Annotated in this window: 5 protein-coding genes and 1 pseudogene; all 6 read right to left on the bottom strand. The window is 70.2% G+C overall.

All coding sequences use genetic code 11. From position 1 onward, the window contains the following. Positions 1-292: 292 nt before the first annotated feature. Positions 293-865, bottom strand: coding sequence for a hypothetical protein (locus D0D37_RS47625; RefSeq protein ID WP_208720428.1), 573 nt, complete (start codon positions 863-865; stop codon positions 293-295). A gap of 148 nt (positions 866-1,013) precedes the next feature. After that, positions 1,014-1,841: an ABC transporter permease gene (locus tag D0D37_RS39515; protein WP_116205693.1), complete on the bottom strand. Its 828-nt coding sequence runs from the start codon at positions 1,839-1,841 to the stop codon at positions 1,014-1,016. Continuing rightward, positions 1,841-2,764 carry an ATP-binding cassette domain-containing protein gene (locus D0D37_RS39510; RefSeq protein WP_116205692.1) on the bottom strand — a complete coding sequence of 308 codons (924 nt, stop codon included), beginning with the start codon at positions 2,762-2,764 and terminating at the stop codon, positions 1,841-1,843. Before D0D37_RS39510 ends, D0D37_RS39515 begins: the two co-directional genes overlap by 1 nt. 104 nt (positions 2,765-2,868) lie before the next feature. Further along, positions 2,869-13,242 carry a type I polyketide synthase gene (locus D0D37_RS39505; RefSeq protein ID WP_208720427.1) on the bottom strand — a complete coding sequence of 3,458 codons (10,374 nt, stop codon included), beginning with the start codon at positions 13,240-13,242 and terminating at the stop codon, positions 2,869-2,871. Positions 13,243-13,335: 93 nt separating this feature from the next. Further along, the gene (locus tag D0D37_RS39500) at positions 13,336-18,054 is read right to left on the bottom strand and encodes a type I polyketide synthase (RefSeq protein ID WP_116205694.1); all 4,719 of its coding nucleotides are present in this window, start codon (positions 18,052-18,054) and stop codon (positions 13,336-13,338) included. 11 nt (positions 18,055-18,065) lie between these two features. After that, a pseudogene (locus D0D37_RS39495) lies at positions 18,066-23,081 on the bottom strand (type I polyketide synthase); the annotation flags it as partial. Between the last annotated feature and the right edge of the window lie 207 nt (positions 23,082-23,288).

Genomic DNA, 23,288 nt, shown 5'->3' with positions numbered 1-23,288 from the left:
TGGGGCACCCCGAAGCTGATTGTGCTGACGGTCTGAGGGTGGTTGTCAAGGCGGGAAAGATGCCTTGACAACCACCCTCAGACCGCAGAGAAGGCTTCGTATCGGGGTGCGGGGGTGGTGTGGGTGCACTGGTGGGTTGGGTGCATCGGCTGCGGTTGGGTGGCGGGCGGGTGGTCCGTGAAGGGCTCCTTGAGGGAATTAGATTCCCTCAAGGAGCCCTTCACGGACTTTCGAAGGGACGTGAGGGGAACCCTCAGGGAATCAGAGTCCGTGAGGGTTCCCCTCACGGCTTTCAGCTGCGGTAGACCGAGACTACGAAACCGCCGCAGGTCACCGGTTCTCCGTACCAGCCGCCCCAGCGGCTGTCTAAGGCTAGGCCTGCCAGTTCTGCCATCAGGTCCAGTTCCGCGGGCCATACGTATCGCAACGGCAGTGCGGAGTCGGCTAGGTGCACGATCTGCCTCACGTCGTCTACTGCTCGTACGCGGGCGTCTGCGGTCCAGCAGGCCGGGTCCGGGTGGCGGCCCTGCACCACTAGGGCGCCGCCGGGGCGCAGCAGGCGGCTGTAGCGGCCTATCGCGCGCAGCTGGTCTCGTTGGTCTGGCAGGCGGGAGAGCACGTCCGCGCCCAGGTAGCCGGCGTCGAAGCGCGGGCCGGGTTCCAGGTGGACTTCGTAGCCCTCTCCGGCCAGTGCGTCCGCTACTGGGCCGCCGCCGGGGACCAGGACTCGGCCGGAGCCGTGGGTCCTGGATACGCGGTCGGTTACTTCCGAGAGGAACGCGACGGCGCCCGCTGGGTCGTCCGCCAGCGGGGCCAGCCACGCGGCCACGGGATCGACCGGCTTTTCCATCACCCGGGTCGGCATTGCGCCACCTCACTTCACGCAGTGGTCCTCTCTACTCCACAGAGAGTGCCGGAACGATCTAAAGCGGATCTAGCGGAATCGGGGTCCCCTAGGCACGGCGAAAGGGCGACCCGCGGCGGTGCGGGTCGCCCTTCGTCCGAAAGAGAACTCAGCCCTTGGTGCGCCGGTTGAACTTGCGCACCGCGAGGAACGAGGCCGCGGCGGTGATCACGCCCCACCAGGCGAGGGCGAGCCACGCCGTGCCACCAGCGGGGGTGCCGTTCATCAGGGCGCGCACGGCGTCCATCAGGACCGTGAACGGCTGGTTGTCCACGATGACCCGCAGCACGCCGGGCATTGCCTGGGTCGGCACGAGAGCGCTGGACGCGTACGGCACGAACACGAGGATCATGCCGAGCCCACCGGCGCCTTCGACGGTCTTCGCGATCGAGCCGAGCAGTACCGCCAGCCAGAAGACGCCTGCTGCGAACAAAACAAGCAGGCCGATCGCGGCGAGCCAGCCGAGGGCGCTGCCGCCGGGGCGGAAGCCGATCGCGAAGCCGATCGCCACCATGATCACGAATGACACGAGGCTGCGCAGCATCCCGGCGGCAACGTGGCCGACCAGCACGGCCGGGCCGAACATCGGCATCGAACGGAAGCGTTCCACGAGGCCCTGGGTGAGGTCCGCGGCGACGCCGACGACCGTGGAGGTCGAGTTGAAGCCGATGCTGATCGCCAGCAGGCCGGGCACGAGGTAGTCGACGTAGGCCATGCCGGGCACGTTGATCGCGGGCCCGAACATGAAGCGGAACAGCAGCAGCAGCACGATCGGCAGCGACACCGCCTGCAGCAGCATCTCCGGGTTCCGCGTGATGTGCTTGACGTTGCGCCCGATCAGCACGCGGAAGTCGGACAGCACTGACGCCAGCCCGGCGCTGTCGGGCGCCGCGGGGATCTGCGCCCCCTCGGTTTCCCTGGACAAGGTCTGGGTCATCACTTCGCTCCCGCGGTTGAGGTGAGGGTGTGGAACACGTCGTCGAGCGTCGGCTCGGACAGGTCGATCCCGGCGGGCTCGAGGCCGGCGTCGGCGACCCGGTTGAGCGTCGCCCGCACCTGGCCGGGGTGGTCGATCGGGACGCTGACCGTCTCGTCCAGCAGCACGCCGCCGGTGACCTGCTGCGCGTGGCCCGCTTCGGCGACCGACGCGAAGGTCAGCTTGAGCCGTTCGGTGCCGACCCGGCGCTTCAGCTCGGTGGCGGTGCCCTCGGCGACGACGCGGCCCTTGTCGATGACCGCGATCCGGTCGGCGAGCTGGTCGGCCTCGTCGAGGTACTGCGTGGTGAGCAGGACCGTGGTGCCGCCGTCGAGCAGCTTGCGGATCGCGTCCCACATCGCCGAGCGGCTGCGCGGGTCGAGACCCGTGGTGGGCTCGTCGAGGAACAGCACCGGCGGCGACGTGATCAGGCTGATCGCGAGGTCGAGGCGGCGCCGCATGCCGCCGGAGTAGGTCTTCACCGGGCGGCTCGCGGCTTCTTCGAGGTCGAACTGGGCGAGCAGTTCGGTGGCCCGCTGTTTCGCCCGCGCGATCGGCAGGTGGAACAGCCGACCCATCATTTCCAGGTTTTCGCGTCCGGTGAGCAGTTCGTCGACCGCGGTGTTCTGTCCGGTGAGGCCGATCTGCTCGCGGACCTTGCGGGTGCGCTTGGAGACATCGTGACCGTTCACGGTCGCCGTCCCGCCGTCGGCCTCCAGGAGGGTGCTGAGGATCCGCACCGTCGTGGTCTTGCCGGCGCCGTTGGGGCCCAGCAGCGCGAACATCGTGCCCCGCTCGACGCTGAGGTCGACGCTTTCCAGGACGTCGACATCGCCGTAGGACTTGCGCAGCCCCCGTGCTTCGATTGCGTAGCCGGTGACCATCGGGTTACCTCTCCTCGGTTCGGTCAAGCGGGGAAACTGTCGGGATCAAGTGGGCCACAGCGGCCGCGAGAGCGGCAATACCGGCCGGGCCCGATAGGGGTGGGCTAATCGTCGTCCCCGCCCCCGATCGCCATGCTGATCAACGCGTCTGCGTCCAGCTCGTCGATCGTGTCCTCGTCCACTGCGGACGGTTCGTCTTCGAGGCGCTCCGCCTGCTCCGGAACCTGGATGCCCGCCAGTTCGAGCAGACCGTCCAGCAGACCGGCCGAACGCAGCCGCTCCAGCGGGATCACCGACAGAGCGTCGCGGATTCCCTGTTCCGACAACGGTTCCGGCGCAGTTTCGGCCGGAGCCAGCTCGGACACCAGGTGCTCGGCGAGGATCCGGGGCGTCGGGTAGTCGAAGATCAGGCTCACCGGCAGCTTCAAGCCGGTGACGAGGCTGAGCTTGTTGCGGAATCCGGTGGCGGACAAGGAATCGAAGCCGACCTCGTTGAATGAGCGGTCCGCTTCCACCGCCTCCGGACCGGCGTGCCCGAGCAGCGTCGCCGCGTGCGTGCGCACCAGGGTGAGCACGGTCGGCACCCGCTTGCCCGGCGGCAGCGCGCCGAGTTTCTGCGCCAGCGATTCGGTGTCCTCTGCGGCGTCCTGAGCCGCGCGACGGCCGCGAGTGCCGGCGAGTTCGCGTAAGACGGCTGGGAGATCGTCGTCGCCCGAGGACGCCAGGACACGGGTGTCCAGCGCGATCGGCACGAGCAGCGGTTCGGGTGAACCCGCTGCAGCGTCCAGCAGTCGCAGACCGTCCTCAGTGGACAGAGCGGTGATGCCGGTTTCGCCGATGCGGTGGGCGTCCGCGTCCTCCAGTGCCGCGCCCATGCCGCCGCCCCACAGGCCCCAGGCGAGCGAGGAGCCCGCGAGACCTTCGCGGCGGCGGCGGACCGCCAGTGCGTCGAGGTAGGCGTTGGCCGCGGCGTAGCTGCCCTGGCCCGGTGCGCCGAGCACGCCGGCGGCCGAGGAGAACAGGACGAACGCGGTCAGGTTGCGGTCACGGGTCAGCTCGTCGAGCGTTGCCGCTGCGTCGACCTTCGGGCGCAGGACCTTGTCGAGACGTTCTGGGGTAAGGGAAGTCAGGACACCGTCGTCCAGGACACCGGCTGCGTGCACGACTCCGCGCAGGTCAACTCCGTCCAGTAGCGCGGAAACCGCGGCGCGGTCGGCCACATCGCAGGCGGCGAGCGTGACTTCGGCGCCGAGACCGGTCAGTTCGTCCCGCAGCTCGGTCGCGCCCGGCGCATCTGCACCGCGACGGCTGACGAGCAGGAGGTTCTGCACGCCGTGTTCGGTCACCAGGTGCCTCGCAACGGAACCGCCGAGCGCGCCGGTCGCGCCGGTGATCAGCACCGTGCCGTCCGGGTCCCAGACGGGTGCCGCAGCCGCGTCCGCCGCCCGCTGCAGCCTTGGCACCAGGACCGCTCCGGCGCGGAGAGCGACCTGCGGTTCGTCCGACGCCGACACCGCGGCAAGGGTGCGGCCGCTAGGGGTTCCGGTGCCGAGGTCGACCAGGGTGATCCGGTCCGGGTGCTCGGCTTGCGCCGAACGGACCAGTCCGGCCACCGCGGCTCCGACCGGGTCGGGGCTTTCCTCGGCGTCAGCCGCGACCGCGCCTCGGGTGACCACCAGCAGCGAGCCTTCCGGACGGCCGAGGAACGTCTGCAGTTCGCCGAGGACTCGGTGCAGTTCCGCGTGCACGTCGTCACCGGCGGCAGGCAGCACAACCAGGCCTGAGGCGTCGTCGATGCTGGTCGCGGCGGTGGCGCTGAGGGCGTCGGCGAGGCCGAACGGGTCGTCACCGACCACAGTCCAGTCGGTGACCTCGGCGACCGCGTCGAGGTCGGTCTGCTCCCACGCGAGGCGGAACAGCGACTCCATGCCACCGGTTTCGGCGGCCTGCGGCTGTGCGGACATCGGGCGCAGCAGGAGCGACTCCACTGAAGCTACCGGCGCACCGGTGGCGTCGGCGATCTTCAGTGCGGCCGCACCGGAGCCGATCTGCTTGACGTGCACCCGCAGCGTCGTCGCGCCGACTGCGTGCAGCCGGACGCCTTCCCAGGCGAACGGCAGCGCCGGTTCGTCGCCGACCGCGCCGGAGACGCCGATGGTGTGCAAGGCGGCGTCGAGGACTGCCGGGTGGATGCCGTAACGGTCCACATCGGACACCGTGGCGGGCAGCTGGATCTCCGCGAACGCTTCGCCATCGCCCTTCCAAGCAGCGACGAGACCGCGGAACGACGGACCGTATGCGAGGCCGTCGGCGGCCAATTCCTCATAGGTGCCTTCGAGTTGCACCTGCTCGGCGGCGGGCGGCCACGCGGACAGGTCGAACTTCTCCGACTTGCCCGCCTTGGCCAGACATCCGGTGGCGTGCCGGGTCCATGGGACGCCGTCCGCCGCGCCTTCCGGTCGTGAGTGGACAGTGAACGTCCGAATGCCGTTTTCTGCGGCGTCGAGCGCGAACTGCACGCGCACGCCGGTTCGCTCCGGCACCACCAGCGGGTACTCCAGCGTCAGCTCGTCCAGCCGCGGGCACCCGGCCTCGTCGCCAGCCCGGATCGCCATCTCGACGAAACCCGTTCCGGGGAACAGGATCGAGCCGCCGACAATGTGGTCGGCCAGCCACGGGTGCGTGCCGACGGACAGCCGTCCGGCGAACAGGAGGCCCTCCGCGCCAGCCAGCTCCGTCGCGGTACCGAGCAGCGGGTGGTCTTCCTGGCCCGGTCCGGCGGCTGTGCTCTCCAGCCAGTAACGCTGGCGCTGGAACGGATATGTCGGCACCGGCACCGGGTGCGCGCCGGTCGGTGCGTAGATCGCCGACCAGTCGACGTCGACGCCGCTGACGTGCAGTTGCGCGACACTGGTCAGCGCGGCGACCGCCTCATCCTGCTCCTTGTGCAGCAGCGAGGCGAGCACGAGACCGTCCGGACGATCGTCGAGGCAGGCGTCGGTCATCGCGGTGAGCGTGGTGTCCGGGCCCAGTTCGAGGAAGCGGGTCACGCCGTCCGCAGCGGCCCGGATGACCGCGTCGCGGAACTGCACGCCTTCGCGGACCTGGTTTACCCAGTACTCCGGCGAGGTCAGGTTGTCTGCGGGTTCGCCGGTGACCGTGGAGATGATCGGGATTCGCGGGTCCGCATAGGACAGTCCTTCCGCGACAGTGCGGAATTCGGCGAGCATCGGGTCCATCAGTCGCGAGTGGAACGCGTGCGAGACGCGGAGTTGCTTGGTGCGCTCGAACTTCGCCGCGACTTCGGCGACCGCTTCCGCGGTACCGGAGATCACGACTGCGGTCGGGCCGTTCACGGCGGCAATGTCCACAGAGTCCCCGGCTGCTTCGCGAACCGCCTCGGGAGTTCCGTCGATCGCGACCATCGCGCCGCCGGTCGGCAGCGCCTGCATCAGCTTGCCGCGGGCAACCACGAGCTTCGCGGCATCGGCCAGCGAGAACACACCAGCGCAGTGCGCGGCGGCGAGTTCGCCGATCGAGTGTCCAGCCAGCAGATCCGGCTTCACGCCCCAGGACCGGACCGTACGGAACAGCGCGACTTCCAGCGCGAACAGTGCCGGTTGCGTCCAGTGGGTCTCGTCCAGGCCGTCGCCGCTTTCGATCACTTCGCGCAGCGGCCGGTCGAGGTGCTTGTCGAGTTCGGCGCACACCTCGTCGTAAGCCTTGGCGAACGCCGGGTACCGCGCGGCCAGCTGCGTGCCCATCTGCGCCCGCTGAGAACCCTGGCCCGCGAACAGGAACGCGGTCCGGCCACTACCGGTGGCGATGCCACGGACGACGCCGCGTGCGTCCTCCTCGTCCACCAAGGCCGCCAGGCCGCGCACGAACTGCGGCGAACGGCTGCCGATCAGCACTGCGCGACGGTCGAACGCACTGCGGCCGGTCGCCAGCGAGAGGCCGATGTCGGCGAGGCTGCCTTCCGGATCCTCGTCTACATAGGACATCAGCTGCTCAGCCTTGGCCTGCAACGCTGCTGCACCACGACCCGAGACGGGCCAGGCGACCGGGCCGTCGTACTCCGGGCCCGTCGAGGCGGTGACCTCGCGACGGTCGCCTTCCTCCAGAATGACGTGCGCGTTCGTGCCGCTCACGCCGAAGGACGAGACGCCGACGCGTCGGGTGTGGCCGTTCGGCAGCCACTTCACCGGCTCGGCGAGCACTCGCACCGCACCCGTGGACCAGTCGATCTCGTTCGACGGTTTGCTCACGTGCAGCGTCGCGGGAAGTTCGCCGTGCCGCATCGCTTCGATCATCTTGATCACGCCTGCTGCGCCCGCGGCGGCTTGCGTGTGTCCAATGTTGGACTTCACCGAACCAATCCACAACGGACGGTCCGCCGACGTCTGCGTGCCGTAAGTGGCCAGCAGCGCCTGGACTTCGATCGGGTCGCCGAGCTTCGTCCCGGTGCCGTGCGCTTCGACGGCGTCCACATCGGACGGTTCTAGTCCGGCATCGGCCAGCGCGGCGCGGATCACTCGCTGCTGCGCGGGACCGTTCGGCGCGGTCAGGCCGTTCGACGTGCCGTCCTGGTTCACCGCGCTGCCCTTGAGGACAGCGAGTACCGGGTGGCCGTTGGCGCGGGCGTCGGAAAGTCGCTCCAGCACCAGCACGCCGACGCCTTCGGACCAGGTGGTGCCGTCGGCGTCGTCGGAGAACACCTTGCACCGGCCGTCGGCGGCGAGGCCTTGTTGACGGCTGAACTCCACAAAGGTCTCCGGCGTGGCCATCACGGTGACGCCGCCGGCCAGCGCGAGCGAGCAGTCGCCGCCGCGCAGCGCCTGGGCCGCCATGTGCATCGCGACCAGCGAGGACGAGCACGCGGTGTCGACGGAGACGGCCGGACCTTCGAGGCCGAGGGTGTAGGAAACGCGGCCGGTGACGATCGAGCCAGCGCTGTTCGCGCCGACGTAGTCGTGGTACTGGACGCCCGCATACACGCCGGTCGGGCTGCCCTTAAGCGAAACCGGGTCGATCCCGGACCGCTCCAGTGCTTCCCAGGACGCTTCGAGCAGCAACCGCTGCTGCGGGTCGATCATCGGCGCTTCCTTCGGCGAGACACCGAAGAACGTCGGGTCGAAATCGCCCGCGTCGTAGACAAATCCGCCGCGGGCGACGTAGGTCGTGCCGGGACGGCGGCCGGTCGGGTCGAGCAGGCCGTCGATGTCCCAGCCGCGGTCGGCCGGGAAGTCCCCGATCGCGTCGCGGCCCTCGGCGACCAGTTCCCACAGCTGTTCCGGCGAGGTGACGCCGCCGGGCAGACGGCAGGCCATGCCGACGATCGCGATCGGCTCGTCGGTTTTGTCCTTAGTAGACACTGTGCAGATCTCGACGGAAGTGCCCGCCAGTTCGTCGAGCAGGTGTGCGGCGAGCGCGGTCGGCGTCGGGTGGTCGAAGATCAGCGTCGCGGGCAGTCGCTGGCCGGTCGCCGTGGTGAGGCCGTTGCGGAGTTCGATCGCGGTCAGCGAGTCGAAACCGAGTGACTGGAACTGTGCCGACGGCTCGATCTCGTGCGCGGCACGGTAACCGAGCACGGTGGCGGCGTGGCTGCGCACCAGTTCCAGCACTGCGTCGCGACGGTCTTCTTCCGGCAGCCCCAACAGCCGCGCGGCGAATGAGTCCACAGAGGACTCCGCGGCGGCGGCGACCCGGCGCGTAGTGCGGCCGACGAGCTGCTCCAGGGTGCGCGGGAGCCGGTCGAGTTTGCGCAGCACCGGCAGGTCGAGCTTGGCAGGGACGGCGGTCGGCTTGCGGACGGCGATGGCGCGGTCGAACATCGCCAGACCCTCCGCAGTGGACAGTGGCACGATGCCGCTGGCCGCGAGCCGCTGCACCTCCTCTTCGGTGAGCGTGCCGCCCATGCCGCCGACCTCGCCCCACAGGCCCCAGTCCAGCGACAGACCCGGCAGACCGTGCGCGACGCGGTGCGACGCGAGGGCGTCCAGGTACGCGTTGGCTGCGGCGTAGCTGCCCTGTCCGGGCGCGCCGAGCACGCCGGAGACCGACGAGAACAGCACGAACGCGGACAGCGCGATCTCGCGGGTGAGTTCGTGCAGGTTCAGCGCGCCGTCGACCTTCGGGGCGAGCACAGCGTCGACTCGCTCGGGGGTCAAAGCGGTCACCACACCGTCGTCGAGAACGCCCGCGGCGTGCACGACCGCGGTGAGCGGGTTTTCCTCCGGCAGTGACGCAAGCACGCCGGCCAGTGCCTCGCGGTCGGCGACGTCGCAGCGCTCCAGCCGGACGTCGACCTCGCTTTCGCGCAGCTCAGCAGCCAACTGGTCGAGGGCGGGCGTGATCCGGCGGCTGAGCAGCAGCAACCGGCGGACGCCGTGCTCGGCGACCAGGTGCCGGGCGAGTTTTCCGCCCAGCGCGCCGGACGCGCCGGTGACCAGCACGGTGCCGTGCGGGCAGAAGTACGGCCGCTCCAGCTCGGGCGTCGTACGGACCAGCCGGGGCACCAGGACGGTGCCGAGCCGGACCGCCGCTTGAGCCTCGCCCGAGGCCAGGACCTGCGGCAACACTGCTTCCGGCGTGGTTTCGGCGTCGAGGTCGAGCAGGACGAAGGCGTCCGGGTTCTCCTCCTGCGCGGAGCGGACCAGGCCCCAGACCGCGGAGGCGGCGAGGTCGGTGACGTCTCCGGCGGCCGGGACCGCGCCGCGCGTGACCACTACGAGCCGGGCTTGCGCGGGGTGTTCCTCGGACAGCCACGCCTGAAGAGCAGCCAGTACGCGGTGGGTGAGTTCGTGTGTCTCCGCCGCGGTGCCGGATTCGCCAATGCACTCGAGAAGCTGAACATCGGCAGTGTCCACAGTGGCTTCAACGTCCGCGGACCGCTGCCATTCGATCCGGTACAGCGGCGCGGCCTGTTCGGCGACCGGCGCGGCAAAGGCGCGGAACACCGTCTCGGCGACCGTCGCGACTGGCGCGCCGGTCGGGTCGGCGAGGGCGATCGTGAAACCGTCCACTGTGGTCGGGGTGAAGCGCACGCGCAGCGCGGACGCACCGGTGGCGTGCAGCTCGACTCCGGTCCAACAGAACGGAACCCGACCGACACCGCCGTCGCCGCCACCGGCGACGCGCAGCGCGTGGGTGCACGCGTCGAGCGCGGCCGGGTGGAGGCCGAAGCGGTCGGCGTCGCTGTCCTCCGGCAACGCGACTTCGGCGAAGATCTCGCCGTCGCGCTGCCAGACTGCTTGCAGGGAACGGAAAAGCGGGCCATATGTCAGGCCGGTGTCGGCGAAGTCGTCGTACAGACCGTCGATGGCGACCGACTCCGCGCCAGCGGGTGGCCATTCGGTCAGCTCAGTACCGCCGCTAGCCGACTGCGGGGCGACGCTGCCGCTTGCGTGCAGGGTCCAATCGGCATCGTCGTCCTCGGGTCGCGAGTGGACAGTCACCGAGCGGACGTCGCGCTCCCCCGCCGCACCGACGGTGACCTGCACCTGGATGCCGCCGCGCGCGGGCAGCACGAGCGGGCTGCCCAGGGTCAGTTCCTCGATCCGGCCGGAGCCGACCTGGTCTCCGGCGCGAACGACCAGTTCCAGGAACGCAGTGCCGGGCACGGTGACCGCGTCGCCGAGTTGGTGTTCGGCCAGCCACGGGTGCGTTTCGACGGACAGCCGGCCAGTGAGTACGACGCCGTCGGTGTCGGCGAGCGCGACGGCGGCACCGAGCAGCGGGTGCCCGGCGGACGTCAGCCCGGCGGCGGTGACCTCGTCGCGGTTCGCGCGGGCGTCGAGCCAGTAACGCTTGCGCTGGAAGGCATACGGCGGCAGGTCGACGCGCTGGGCACCTCGGTCGGTGAAGACCGCTGCCCAGTCCGGGGTCAACCCGCTGACGAACAGCTCGGCCAGCGCGGTGAGCGCAGCGGCCGGTTCTTCGCGGTCCTTGCGGAGCACCGGGACCACGAGGGCGTCGGACGTCTGGCGAACCAGTGCGGACAGCACACCGTCCGGACCGACCTCGACGAAGCGTCCGACGCCTTGTGCGGCAAGGGTTCCGATGCCGTCGTGGAATCGGACCGCGGCGCGCACCTGGCGGACCCAGTAGTCCGGAGTGGACATGTCGACGTCCGGGCCGACCGTGGAGACCAGCGGGATTTCCGGCTGGTGATAGGTCAGGCCGCGGGCTACGGCAGCGAACTCCGCGAGCATCGGCTCCATCAACGGCGAGTGGAACGCGTGCGACACCTTGAGCTTCGAAGACTTCCTTGCGGAAAACTCCGCCACCACCGCGGCGACGGCGTCCTCAGTGCCGGAAAGCACCACGGAGTCCGGGCCGTTGATCGCGGCGATGCTGACCTCGTCAGTCAGGTGCGGCGTGACCTCGTCCTCGGTCGCCTGCAGAGCCACCATCGAACCGCCGGACGGGAGCGCCTGCATCAGGCTCGCCCGCGCGGCGACCAAGGTAGCGGCGTCGGCCAGCGAGAAGACTCCGGCAACGTGTGCGGCGGCGAGTTCGCCGATCGAGTGGCCGAGCAGGAAGTCCGGTTTGATCCCCCACGACGCGAGCAGCCGGAACAACGCGACCTCGATCGCGAAGAGCGCGGGCTGGGTGTAACCGGTCTGGTTGATCAGCCGCGGTTTCTCGAACAGGACCGTCTTGAGTGGACGGTCGAGGTGCTGGTCCAGTTCGGCGCAGACCTCGTCCAGTGCCTCGCGGAAGACCGGGAACGCAGCGGCCAGCACGGCCCCCATCCCGGCTCGCTGCGCGCCTTGACCAGAGAAGAGGAACGCGGTCAGTCCTTCCACCTGCGTGCCGGTCACGACGTCCGGAGTGGCGACGCCGTCCGCGAGCGCGGCGATGGCCTGCTTCGGGTCTTCGGCCAGCACGACTGCGCGATGCGACAGCGGCGACCGCGAGGTGGCGAGCGAAAAGCCCAGGTCAAGCGGGGTCGCAGCAGACGAGACCAGCTGACCGGCCTGTGCTCGCAGCGCCGCGCTCCCGTGGCCAGCCAGCGGCAGCGGGACCGCGACGCCCTCCGGCCAGCTCGGCGTAACCGGCGCAGCGGCCTCCACCTCAGGGGCTTCCTCCAGGATGATGTGCGCGTTGGTGCCGCTTACGCCGAACGACGAAACGCCCGCGCGACGCGGCCGTTCCCCAGCCGCCCACGGACGCTCGGTACGCAGCAACTCGACCGCGCCAGACGTCCAATCGACCTCTGTGGACGGTTCGGTGACGTGCAGCGTGCGTGGCAGCAGACCGTGTCGCATCGCCTGCACCATCTTGATCACGCCGCTGACGCCCGCCGCTGCCTGCGCGTGGCCGATGTTCGACTTGATCGAGCCGAGCCACAGCGGTTCGACGCGGTCCTGGCCGTAGGTGGCCAGCAATGCTTGCGCCTCAATGGGATCGCCGAGCGTGGTGCCAGTGCCGTGGCCCTCGACAGCGTCCACATCGGACGCCGACAGCCGGGCGTTGGCCAGCGCCTGCCGGATCACCCGCTGCTGCGAAGGACCGTTCGGCGCGGTGAGGCCGTTGGACGCGCCATCGGAGTTCACCGCGGAGCCGCGCACGACCGCGAGCACCGGGTGTCCGTTGCGCTGCGCGTCGGAAAGTCGTTCCAGCAGCAGGGTTCCCGCGCCCTCGGCCCAACCGGTGCCGTCCGCGCTGTCGGAGAACGCCTTGCACCGACCGTCGGCAGCAAGACCGCGCTGACGGCTGAACGCGAGGAACGGACCCGGGCGCGACATGATCATGACACCGCCCGCCAACGCGAGCGAGCAGTCCCGCTGGCGCAGCGACTGGACCGCCAAGTGCAGCGCGACCAGCGAAGACGAGCACGCGGAGTCGATCGTGACGGCCGGGCCTTCCAGTCCGAGCGCGTAGGCGATCCGGCCGGAGATGACCGAGCCCGCGTTGCCCGTGCTGAGGTAGTCCTCGACCTCGCCCGCGAGCACGGACGGCGGCAGCTCGTCGTAGTAGTCCTGGCCGCCGCTGCCGACGAACACGCCGACCTGCTGTTTCGCCAGCGAGTGCGGCGCGATGCCAGCCCGTTCGAAGGTCTCCCACGCCAGCTCCAGCACGATCCGCTGCTGCGGGTCCATCGCCAGCGCCTCGCGCGGCGAGATGCCGAAGAACGGCGCGTCGAACTCGCCCGCTTCGTGCACGAACCCGCCTTCGGAGACGTAGCTCGTGCCGGGGCTGTCCGGATCGGCGTCGAACAGCCGGTCCAGCGCCCAGCCGCGGTCGGACGGGAACTCCCCGATCGCGTCGCGGCCCTGCGCGACCAGCTCCCACAGATCGTCGGCGGACCGGACGCCGCCGGGATAGCGGCAGCCCATCGCCACGATCGCGATCGGCTCGGATTCGGCGGCCTCGACCGCGCGCAGCCGCGCCCGCGTCTCCTGCAGGTTGGCGGTGACCCGCTTCAGGTAGTCGACCAGCTTGGTTTCGTCGGTCCTGGCTTCGTCAGACATCTGGAGAACCTCTTGTCGCGGTTTCGGGCTGTCCGTGAAGGGCTCCTTGAGGGAATCTGATTCCCGGAAGGAGCCCTTCACGGACAACAGGGGTCAGGCGCCGAGTTCGTCGTCGATGAGGGCGAACAGTTCGTCGGTGGTGGCCGCTTCGAGCGCTTCGGAGCCGGACTGGCCGCCCGACAGCGTCTGGTGCAGCGCGGCGACGACCGCCTGCAGCCGGGGCAGGATGCGGGACCGGTCGATCTCCGCGGCGTCGAGCGCGGCGGCCGCCGCTTCGAGCCGGTCGAGCCCGGCCTCGATCGGGACCTCCGTCTCGCCCGCGCACAGCTGGCTCCACAGGTGCTCGGCCAGCGCCTGCGGGTTGACGTGGTCGAACGCGACCGTCGCGGGCAGCTTCAGGCCGGTGCCGGAGCCGAGCCGGTTGCGCAGGTCGACGGCGGTCACCGAGTCGAAGCCGAGTTCCTTGAAGGCCCGCGCGGGTTCGACCGCGCCGCCGTCGTCGTATCCGGCGACCGCGGCGACCTCGCCGCGCACCAAATCCAGGACGGTCCGGCGCTGTTCGGCCGGGCTCAGCGAGGCCAGCCGGGTGGCGAGGTCGCCCGCGCCCGCCGGTTCGGCGTCGGTCTGGTCGGCCGCCGCCTCGGGGATGCCGCGCAGCAGCGGACGAGGCCGGGCGAGCTGGTAGACCGGCGCGAACGCGGCCCAGTCGATGTCCGCGACGACCAGCTGGGACTCGTCGCGGTCGAGTGCCTGGCCGAGGGCTTCGACGGCCAGCCTCGGGTCCATCTCGGCCAAACCCATGCGGCGCAACAGATCGCTCGCGTCCGCGTCGACCATGCCGCCCCCGCCCCAGGAGCCCCAGGCCACCGCGGTCGCGGTACGCCCGGCCGCGCGACGGCGGCGGGCCAGCGCGTCGAGGTAGGCGTTGCTGGCGCCGTAGGCGGGCTGGCCGGAGGTGCCCCACACCGCGGCACCGGAGGACATCAGGACGAACGCGTCGAGTTCGGTGTCGCCGAGCAGCCGGTCGAGCAGCGCGGCACCGGTGACCTTCGCGCGGATCGCCGCGGTGAACTCCTCCGGAGTGACGTCGGCCAGCGCGGGTTCGCGGGTCAGCACCCCGGCGGCGTGCACCACGGCGGTCGGCGGATGCTCGGCGAGCAGCTTGGACAACGCCGTCTCGTCGGCAACGTCGCAGGCCACGACGGTGACGCGAGTACCGGACAGCTCCTCCACCAGCTCGCGCGCGCCTTCGGCTTCCAGGCCGCGACGGCTGGTCAGCACCAGATGTTCTGCTCCGCGAGAGGCGAGCCAGCGCGCGACGTGTCCGCCGACCGCGCCGGTGCCGCCGGTGATGAGCACGGTGCCGCGCGGCTGCCACGGTTCGGCCGCGTCCGGGCCGAGCGGCGCGCGGACCATCCGCTTGGCGAACACTCCGGACGGCCGGATCGCGACCTGGTCCTCGTCGTTGATGCCGGACACGACGGCGGCAAGCTTTGCGGCGTCTGATGCGTCGGTGACGTCCACCAGACCGCCCCAGCTGCCGGGCTGGTCCAAGGCGACCACGGTGCCGAGGCCCCATACCGACGCGGCTTCGGGGTCGGCGTCGGAGAAGGCGTCGACTGCGACGGCACCTCGGGTGACTACCCAGGCCGGAGCGTCGATCTCGTTGTCCCGTAGGGCTTGCAGAAGCGCGATGGTGGTGAGCGTCGGATTCTCGTCCAGGGCGAGCAGCGACAGGACGCCGTCGAACGGGCGGACTGCGGTTGCCTCGCTGAGCAGGTTGGCCAATGCGGTTCGGTCGTAGTCAGCGGCGACCAGGCGGACTACGTCGCCCTGTTCCGCCAGTGCATCCGCCAGTTCCGTTGCTTGGGTGACCCCGGACGGGACGACGACCAGCCAGCTGCCGGTGAGTCCGCTCGCCACGCCGGACAGCGGGGCCCAGGACACGCGGTACCGCCACGAGTCTACTGTGGACAGTTCGGTGCGGCGGCTGTGCCAAGCGGCCAGTGCCGGGACGACCTCGGCGAGCGGGCCGGTCCCTACGCCGAGCCGGGTGGCGAGCGCGTCGACGTCGCCGCCGGTCACGTCCTGCCAGAACTCCTGGTCGGCCACCGGGGTCGCCGTTTCAGCTGCGGCGGCTTCCTCTTCGTGCCAGAAACGCTTGTGCTGGAACGGATAGGTTGGCAGGTCGACGATCTGGCCGCCGTGAACCAGCGAGAGCCAGTCGACCGAACCGCCGCGGACCGAGTACTCCGCCATCGAGGTCGCGAACCGGGCCAGGTCACCCTCGTCGCGCCGCAACGTGCCGACGACGGAGCCAAGGTGACCGGTTTCGTCCAGCGTCTCCTGAATGCTCATCGCCAGCACCGGGTGCGGGCTGATCTCGATGAAGCGCGTGTAGCCAGCCTCGGCGAGCTGTGCGACGACCGGGGCGAACCGGACCGTGCGGCGCAGGTTGGCGAACCAATACGCGGCATCCACAGTGGACTCTTCGACCGCGTCGAGGGTGACCGTGGAGGTCATCGCGACGTCACCGCGCCTCGGGTCGATCGGGTCGAGGTCGGCAAGCAGGCGGTCCGAGAGATGCTCGACGTGCGCCGAGTGCGACGCGTAGTCCACCGGGACCAGCTTCGCGCGGAAGCCTCCGGCCACCAACTGGTCGCGCAGCTCCTCAAGGGCTTCGGTGTCGCCGGACAGCACCGCGGACGTCGCGCCGTTGTCGGCCGCGACCGAGATCCGGCCGTCCCACGCGCCGAGCCGCTCTTCCAGTTCGGTCGCCGGGAGGCCCGCCGCGAGCATGCCGCCACCGCGTCCGCCGAGGACATCGCCGATCGCCTTGCTCCGCAGCGCAACCACCAGCGCACCGTCCTCAAGCGACAGTGCACCCGAGACAGTCGCGGCGGCGATCTCGCCCTGCGAGTGGCCAATCACCATGTCCGGCTCGACGCCGTGCGCGCGCCACAATGCGGCCAGCGAAACCATGACCGCCCACAGCATCGGCTGCACGACGTCGACTCGATCAGCAGGCGGAGTGCCCGGCTCGCCGCGAAGAACGGAGATGACCGACCAGTCGGTGAACTTACGCAGCGCGGTGTCGCATTCGGACATCCGGGCAGCGAAGGCCGGGGACTGCTCGATGAGGTCGAGCGCCATGCCAGTCCACTGTGAACCTTGGCCGGGGAAAACGAAGACGGTGCGTCCACGCACGTCCGCGGTGCCGGTGATCACGTCTGGACGGGAAGTACCGGAAGCCAAGGCGCGCAGTGCTTCCTCGGCCTGCTTGCGGTCCTGCGCGACGACGACCGCGCGGTGGTCCAGCGGCGCGCGACCGGCGACGAGCGTGTGCACGACGTCGGCGAGGTTACTGTCCACTTGAGCCAGTTGCCCGGCTGCCTCAGCCAGTGCGGCAGGCGTCTTCGCCGACAGGGCCAGCGGGTAGACGGGAGCCGAAGCAGCTGTGGTTTCCTCAGTGGCGGGAGCCTGTTCCAGGATCACGTGTGCGTTCGTTCCGCTCACGCCGAATGACGACACCGCCGCCCGCCGCGGCCGGTTCACCTCGGGCCACGCCTGCGGTTCGGTGAGCAGCTCGACCGCGCCGGACGTCCAGTCGACGTGCTTCGACGGCGTCCCGACGTGCAGCGTCTTCGGCAGTCGCGCGTGCTGCAGCGCCTGCACCATCTTGATCACGCCCGCGACGCCGGCGGCGGCCTGCGGGTGGCCCATGTTCGACTTGATCGAGCCGAGCAGCAACGGCGCACCGCTGCTGCGCTGGCCGTAGGTTTCCAGCAGCGACTGGGCTTCGATCGGATCGCCCAGCGCGGTTCCAGTGCCGTGCGCCTCGACCGCGTCCACATCGGACACTGACAGTCCAGCGTCGGCGAGCGCGGCCTCGATCACGCGGACCTGCGAAGGCCCATTGGGCGCGGAGAAACCGTTGCTGGCCCCGTCCTGGTTGACCGCCGAACCACGGAGCAGCGCGAGCACGCGGTGCCCGTTGCGCTGCGCGTCGGAAAGCCGCTCCAAGACCAGCACGCCGACGCCTTCCGCCCACGACGTGCCATCGGCGTCATCGGAGAACGACTTGCTCCGGCCGTCCGCCGCGAGGCCGCGACGGCTGCAGAAGTCCACGAACATCTCCGGCGTGCCCATCACCGCGACGCCGCTCGCCAGCGCGAGCGAGCAGTCGCCGCGACGCAGCCCCTGCGCGGCCATGTGCAGGGCGACCAGCGAAGAAGAGCAGGCGGTGTCCACCGACACCGACGGTCCTTCGAGGCCGAGCGTGTAGGAAACCTGGCCGGACACCAGGCTGCCGTCCGGGCTTCCGCCGCTGTAGTCGTGGTACATCACGCCGGCGTAGACACCGGTCGAGCTGCCCTTGAGCCCGTGCGGGTCGAGCCCGGCGCGCTCGAACGCCTCCCACGACGCTTCGAGCAGAATCCGCTGCTGCGGGTCGGCACGGCGGGCGTCGCGCGGGCTGATGCCGAAGAACTCGGCGTCGAAATCCGCTGCGTTGTACAGGAAACCGCCGTGCCGGGTGTAGGTCTTGCCGGGCCGCTCGGGCGTCGGGTCGTAGACGCCCTCGATGTCCCAGCCGCGGTCGGCCGGGAACTCCCCGATCGCGTCGCGGCCCTCGTCGACGAGGTCCCACAGGTCGTCCGGCGTCCGCACGCCCCCGGGATAGCGGCAGCTCATGCCGATGATCGCGATCGGCTCGGTGTCGCGCGCCTCCAGCTCGTGCAGCCGGCGGCGGGCCTGCTTGAGATCGGCCGTCGCACGCTTCAGGTAGTCGCGGAGCTTGTCCTCGTTGCTCATGGTCTGCCCGTTCATGAGATGCCCAATTCGTCGTCCAGGACGGCAAACAGCTCGTCGTCGGTGGCCTCGTCCAGATCGGCTTCGGTTCCGGCTCCGGCGTGCGCGTCGGCCCACTTGCGCACCAGCGCGTCCAGCCGGGCGGCGACCTTCGCGGTCGACCCGTTCAGCGTTCCGGCCGCGCCGCCGAGGAGGGTTTCCAGCCGGTCGATCTCGCTCAGCAGCGGTTCGGCCGGACCGCGGCCCACGCCGAGCAGCTCGTGCAGCCGCTTGGCCAGCGCGGCCGGGGTCGGGTGGTCGAACACGATGGTCGCGGTCAGCTTGAGGCCGGTCCGCGCGCCGAGCTGATTGCGCAGTTCGACGGAGGTGAGCGAGTCGAACCCCATCTCCTGGAACGCGCGCTCCGGCTCGACTGCCGCCGCGTTCGCGAAGCCGAGGATCGCGGCGACCTGCTCCGACACCACGCCGAGCAGGTACTCCTCGCGTTCGGCCTCGGGGACGGTTGCCAACCGGGTCGCGGCCGCCGGAGCCTTTTTGGCTGGTCGGCGCACCATGTTCCTCAGGACTGGCGGCAGGTCGTCGGTCCGGGCGCGCAATGCGGCCTGGTCCAGGCGGACCGGGGCAAGCACCGGTTCGGTCGACGCGAGGCTGGCGTCGAGGAGGGCGAGTGCTTCGGCGGTCGCCATCGGCGGCGTGCCCAGGCGGCGGAGACGGCGGAAGTCCGCTTCGGACAGTTCGCCAGCCATGCCGCCGTCTTCGGACCACGCGCCCCAGCACAGCGACGTCGCCGGAAGTCCTTGTGCGCGACGGTGTTCGGCCAGTTCGTCGAGGAAGGCATTGGCCGCGGCGTATCCGGCCTGTCCGGCTGCGAGGACCGTGCTGGCAGCGGACGAGAACAGGACGAAGGCGTCGAGGTCGCTCGTCAGCTCGTGCAGGTGCCAGGCACCGTCGACCTTCGGGGCGAAGACGCGGGCGGTTTCTTCCTCGGTGAGGGTCTCGACGCGCCCGGCTGACGGCACGCCTGCCGCGTGGATGACCGCGGAGAGCTGGCCGGTCTTGGCGAGCAGCGTCCGCACCGACTCCGCGTCGGTGACATCGCAGCTTTCGACCGCGACCGTCGCGCCGAGTGCGGTCAGCTCGTCGCGCAGCTCGGCCGCACCGGGTGCGTTCGCTCCACGACGGCTGGTCAGGACGAGGTCTCGCACGCCGTGCTTGGTCACGAGGTGGCGGGCGACGACCGCGCCGAGCCCGCCGGTACCACCGGTGACCAGCACCTTGTCCCAGTTCACTTCGGCCGGTTCCGCGGAGACGGTGGCGAACCTCGGGGCGAAGACCTGGCCGTCGCGGACTGCTGTCTCCGGCTCGCCGGTGGCCAACGCTGTCTCCGGGGCACCGTCGACCAGTGCGAATCGGCCGGGATTCTCCGCCGCAGCGGCCCGGACGAGACCCCAGGCAGTAGCCAATGCCGGATCGACGTCCTCGCCGTTTACGGACACCGCGCCGCGCGTGACGACCGCGAGCCGACCGTCACCGTCGAGCGTTTCCTGGATTGCGGCGAGCACCTTCGCGGCGACCGCGCGCGCGGCTTCCGGCACTCGACACTCCGAAGTGGACACTTCGAGGATCCGGAAGTCGTGCTGTTCGCCGATGTTCTCGACGGACTCCCAATTGACCCGGTACAGCGTGTCTTTCGCCGGAGCCAGCTTCAGCGCCCGTGCGGCGAGCGCTTCGACGGTCAGGACCGGGCCGCCGGTGGCGTCGGCGATCTGCAGGGTGATCGTGTCGGTGCCCGCCGGGGCGACTCGGACTCGCAGCGTCGACGCGCCCGGCGAATGCACCGTGGTGCCGCTGAACGAGAACGGCAGCATCGGCTCGGCACCGCCTTCGGGAGCCGGGCCGAGGAGTTGCGCGTGCATGGCGGCGTCTAGCAGGGCGGGGTGGACGCCGTACTCTCGGGCTTCGGCGCCGTCGGGAAGCGTGACCTCCGCGTAGATGACGTCGCCGTCCTGCCACATCGCCTGCAGGCATTGGAAAGCCGGACCGTAGTCGTAGCCGAGGGCGGCGAGGGTTGTATACGGGTCGTCCAGCTCGACCTTCGTGGCACCGGCGGGCGGCCATTCGGTGAGGTCGAACGACGGAAGTTCTGCCGTCGGGGCAACGAAACCGCTCGCGTGCCGGGTCCAGGCTTCGGCGCTGTCGAGTCGCGAGTGGACAGTGACGGTGCGGCGGCCGTTCTCTTCCGGTGCCTCGACGGAGACCTGGATCGCCGCGCTTTCGGTGAGGGTGAGCGGTGCTTCGAGGGTGAGTTCCTCGATGTGCGCGCAGCCGACCTCGGCGGCGGCGCGGTGCACCAGCTCGACAAACGCCGTCCCGGGCACCAGAACCGTGCCGAGAACGACGTGGTCGGCGACCCAGCCGACGGTGCTGGTGGACAGGCGGCCGGTAAGCACCGCCGAGTCGGTTTCCGGCAGGTGGACGACGGAACTCAGCATCGGGTGTTCCGCGGGCCGTTGGCCGTGCTCGGTCGCGTCGCCGCTGGTCGTGTCGGCGGGGAGCCAGTAGTGGGTCCGGCGGAAGGCGTAGGTCGGCAGCTCGACGCGACGTGCGCCCGGGTAGAACGCGGTCCAGTCGACCGGGACGCCGCGTGCGTGCAGCGTCGCGAACGCGGTGACGGCCGTGATCGCTTCGCCCCGGTCCTTGCGCTGGGCCGGTAGGAACGCGAGGGTGTCGTCGTCAAACCCGTTCTGGGCAGCGGCGGTGAGTACTGCGGACGGTCCGATCTCGACAAACGTCCGAACGCCTTCGTCCACCAACTTCTCGACCCCGGCGTGGAACCGGACGGCTGCGCGGACCTGACGCACCCAGTAGTCCGAAGTGGACAGATCCTCGCCACAGCCGACGGTGGAGACGATCGGGATTTGCGGCTTCGCGTAGGTGAGTTTCTCCGCCACCACGGCGAATTCGGCGAGCATCGGCTCCATCAGCGGCGAGTGGAACGCGTGCGACACCTTGAGCTTCGAAGATCTCCTTCCGTCGAATTCCGCCACCACCTTGGAGACAGCGTCTTCGGCACCCGACAGCACTACTGAGTCCGGGCCGTTGATCGCGGCGATGCTGACCTCGTCGGTCAGGTGTGGCATGACCTCGTCCTCGGTCGCCTGCAGAGCCACCATCGACCCACCGGACGGCAGCGCCTGCATCAGCCGCGCCCGCGCGCCGACCAACGCCGCCGCGTCCGGGAGCGAGAGAACCCCGGCGACGTGCGCAGCGGCGAGTTCGCCGATCGAGTGGCCTAGCAGGAAGTCCGGCTTGATCCCCCACGACGCCAGCAGCCGGAACAACGCCACCTCGACGGCGAACAACGCGGGCTGAGTGAACCCGGTGCGCTCCAACTCGGCGGCATCGTCGAGGACTGTCTTCAGTGGACGGTCCAGGTGCGGGTCGAGTTCATTGCAGACGGCGTCGAACGCCTCAGCGAACACCGGATACTTCGCGGCGAGTTCTGTGCCCATCCCGGCGCGCTGCGCACCCTGGCCGGTGAAGAGAAACGCGGTACGCCCGTTGGTGCGGCGCTCCCGAACTTCGCGCAGCTCGTCGCGCGTGGCACCGACGAGCACGGCGCGGTGGTCAAGCATGGACCTGGTTGTGGCCAAGGAGAAACCGACATCGGTCGGCGAGCCTTCGACGGCCGCAAGCTGGCTCACCTGGGCATCGAGCGTGTCCGCGGTATCCGCGGACACCGGCCACGCAAGCACCGGCACCTCGACCGGCCCAGCGGCGTCCTCAACCGGCTCGGCCTCTTCGACAATCACGTGCGCGTTCGTGCCGCTGATCCCGAACGACGACACCGCGGCACGACGGGCGCGTCCGGTCTCCGGCCACGCACGGGCCTCGGTGAGCAGCTCGACCTCGCCAGCAGACCAGTCCACGTGCGGTGACGGCGCGTCGACGTGCAGCGTCTTCGGCAGCACGCCGTGCCGGATCGCCTCCACGACCTTGATCACGCCGCCGACCCCGGCCGCGGCCTGGGTGTGTCCGATGTTCGACTTGAGCGAGCCCAGCCACAGCGGCTCAGTGCGGTCCTGACCGTAGGTCGCGAGCAACGCCTGCGCCTCGATCGGGTCACCGAGCTTCGTGCCGGTGCCGTGGCCCTCGACGAGGTCGACGTCCGCCGTGGTCAGCCCGGCCGATTCCAGCGCCTGGCGGATCACTCGCTGCTGCGCGGGTCCATTAGGGACAGTCAGACCGCTGGACGCGCCATCGGAGTTCACCGCGGAGCCGCGGATCACGGCGAGCACCGGGTGGCCGTTGCGGCGGGCTTCGGAAAGCCGCTCGACCACGAGAACGCCCGCGCCCTCGCCCCAGCCGGTTCCGTCGGCCGCGGCGGCGAACGCCTTGCACCGGCCGTCGTCGGAAAGCCCGCGCTGCTCGGAGAAATACACGAAAGTTTCGGGAGTGGCCATCACCGTGACGCCACCGACCAGCGCCAGCGAACAGTCGCCGCGACGGAGTGCCTGCGCGGCCCAGTGAAGCGCGACCAGCGAGGACGAGCACGCGGTGTCGACGCTCACCGCCGGTCCTTCGAGCCCGAGCGCGTAAGCGACCCGGCCGGAGACGACGCTGCCGGCGGCCGCGTGTCCGGCGTAGTCGTGATACATGACTCCGGTGAAAACGCCGGTTTCGCTGCCGCGCAACGTCTCCGGCACGATCCCGGCCCGCTCCAGCGCGGTCCACGAGGTTTCCAGCAGGATCCGCTGCTGCGCGTCCATCGCGAGCGCTTCGCGCGGCGAAATGCCGAAGAACTCCGGGTCGAATTCCGCTGCGTCGTATAGGAATCCGGCCTCGCGGGTGTTCGTCGTGCCGGGCCGCTCGCCGGTGGGGTCGTACAGCGTGTCCAGCGGCCAGCCGCGGTCCTCGGGGAAGCCGCCGATCGCGTCGGTTCCGGTGGCAACGAGGTTCCACAGGTCCTCGGGCGACGTGACGCCGCCCGGGTACCGGCAGGCCATGCCGACGATCGCGATCGGCTCGCCGTCGCGCTCGCGCGTTTCCTGCAGCGCCCGCTTCGCTTCGCGAAGATCGGTCGTTGCGCGTTTGAGGTAGGCGAGCAGTTTGCGCTCGTTCTCGCCGCCGGACTGGAAGTCGCTACTCACGCCAATCGCCCCGCCTAACCGCGAAAAGGGTGGAAAGTGCCACGTCGGGAACGCTACCGACGGCCCCCCGCGAGCCCCCACCCCTAG

It is taken from the genome of Amycolatopsis circi (assembly GCF_003385235.1).
Classification (GTDB): domain Bacteria; phylum Actinomycetota; class Actinomycetes; order Mycobacteriales; family Pseudonocardiaceae; genus Amycolatopsis; species Amycolatopsis circi.
Note: the sequence above shows the minus strand (reverse complement) of the source record. Positions and strands in the feature narration are given on the sequence as shown.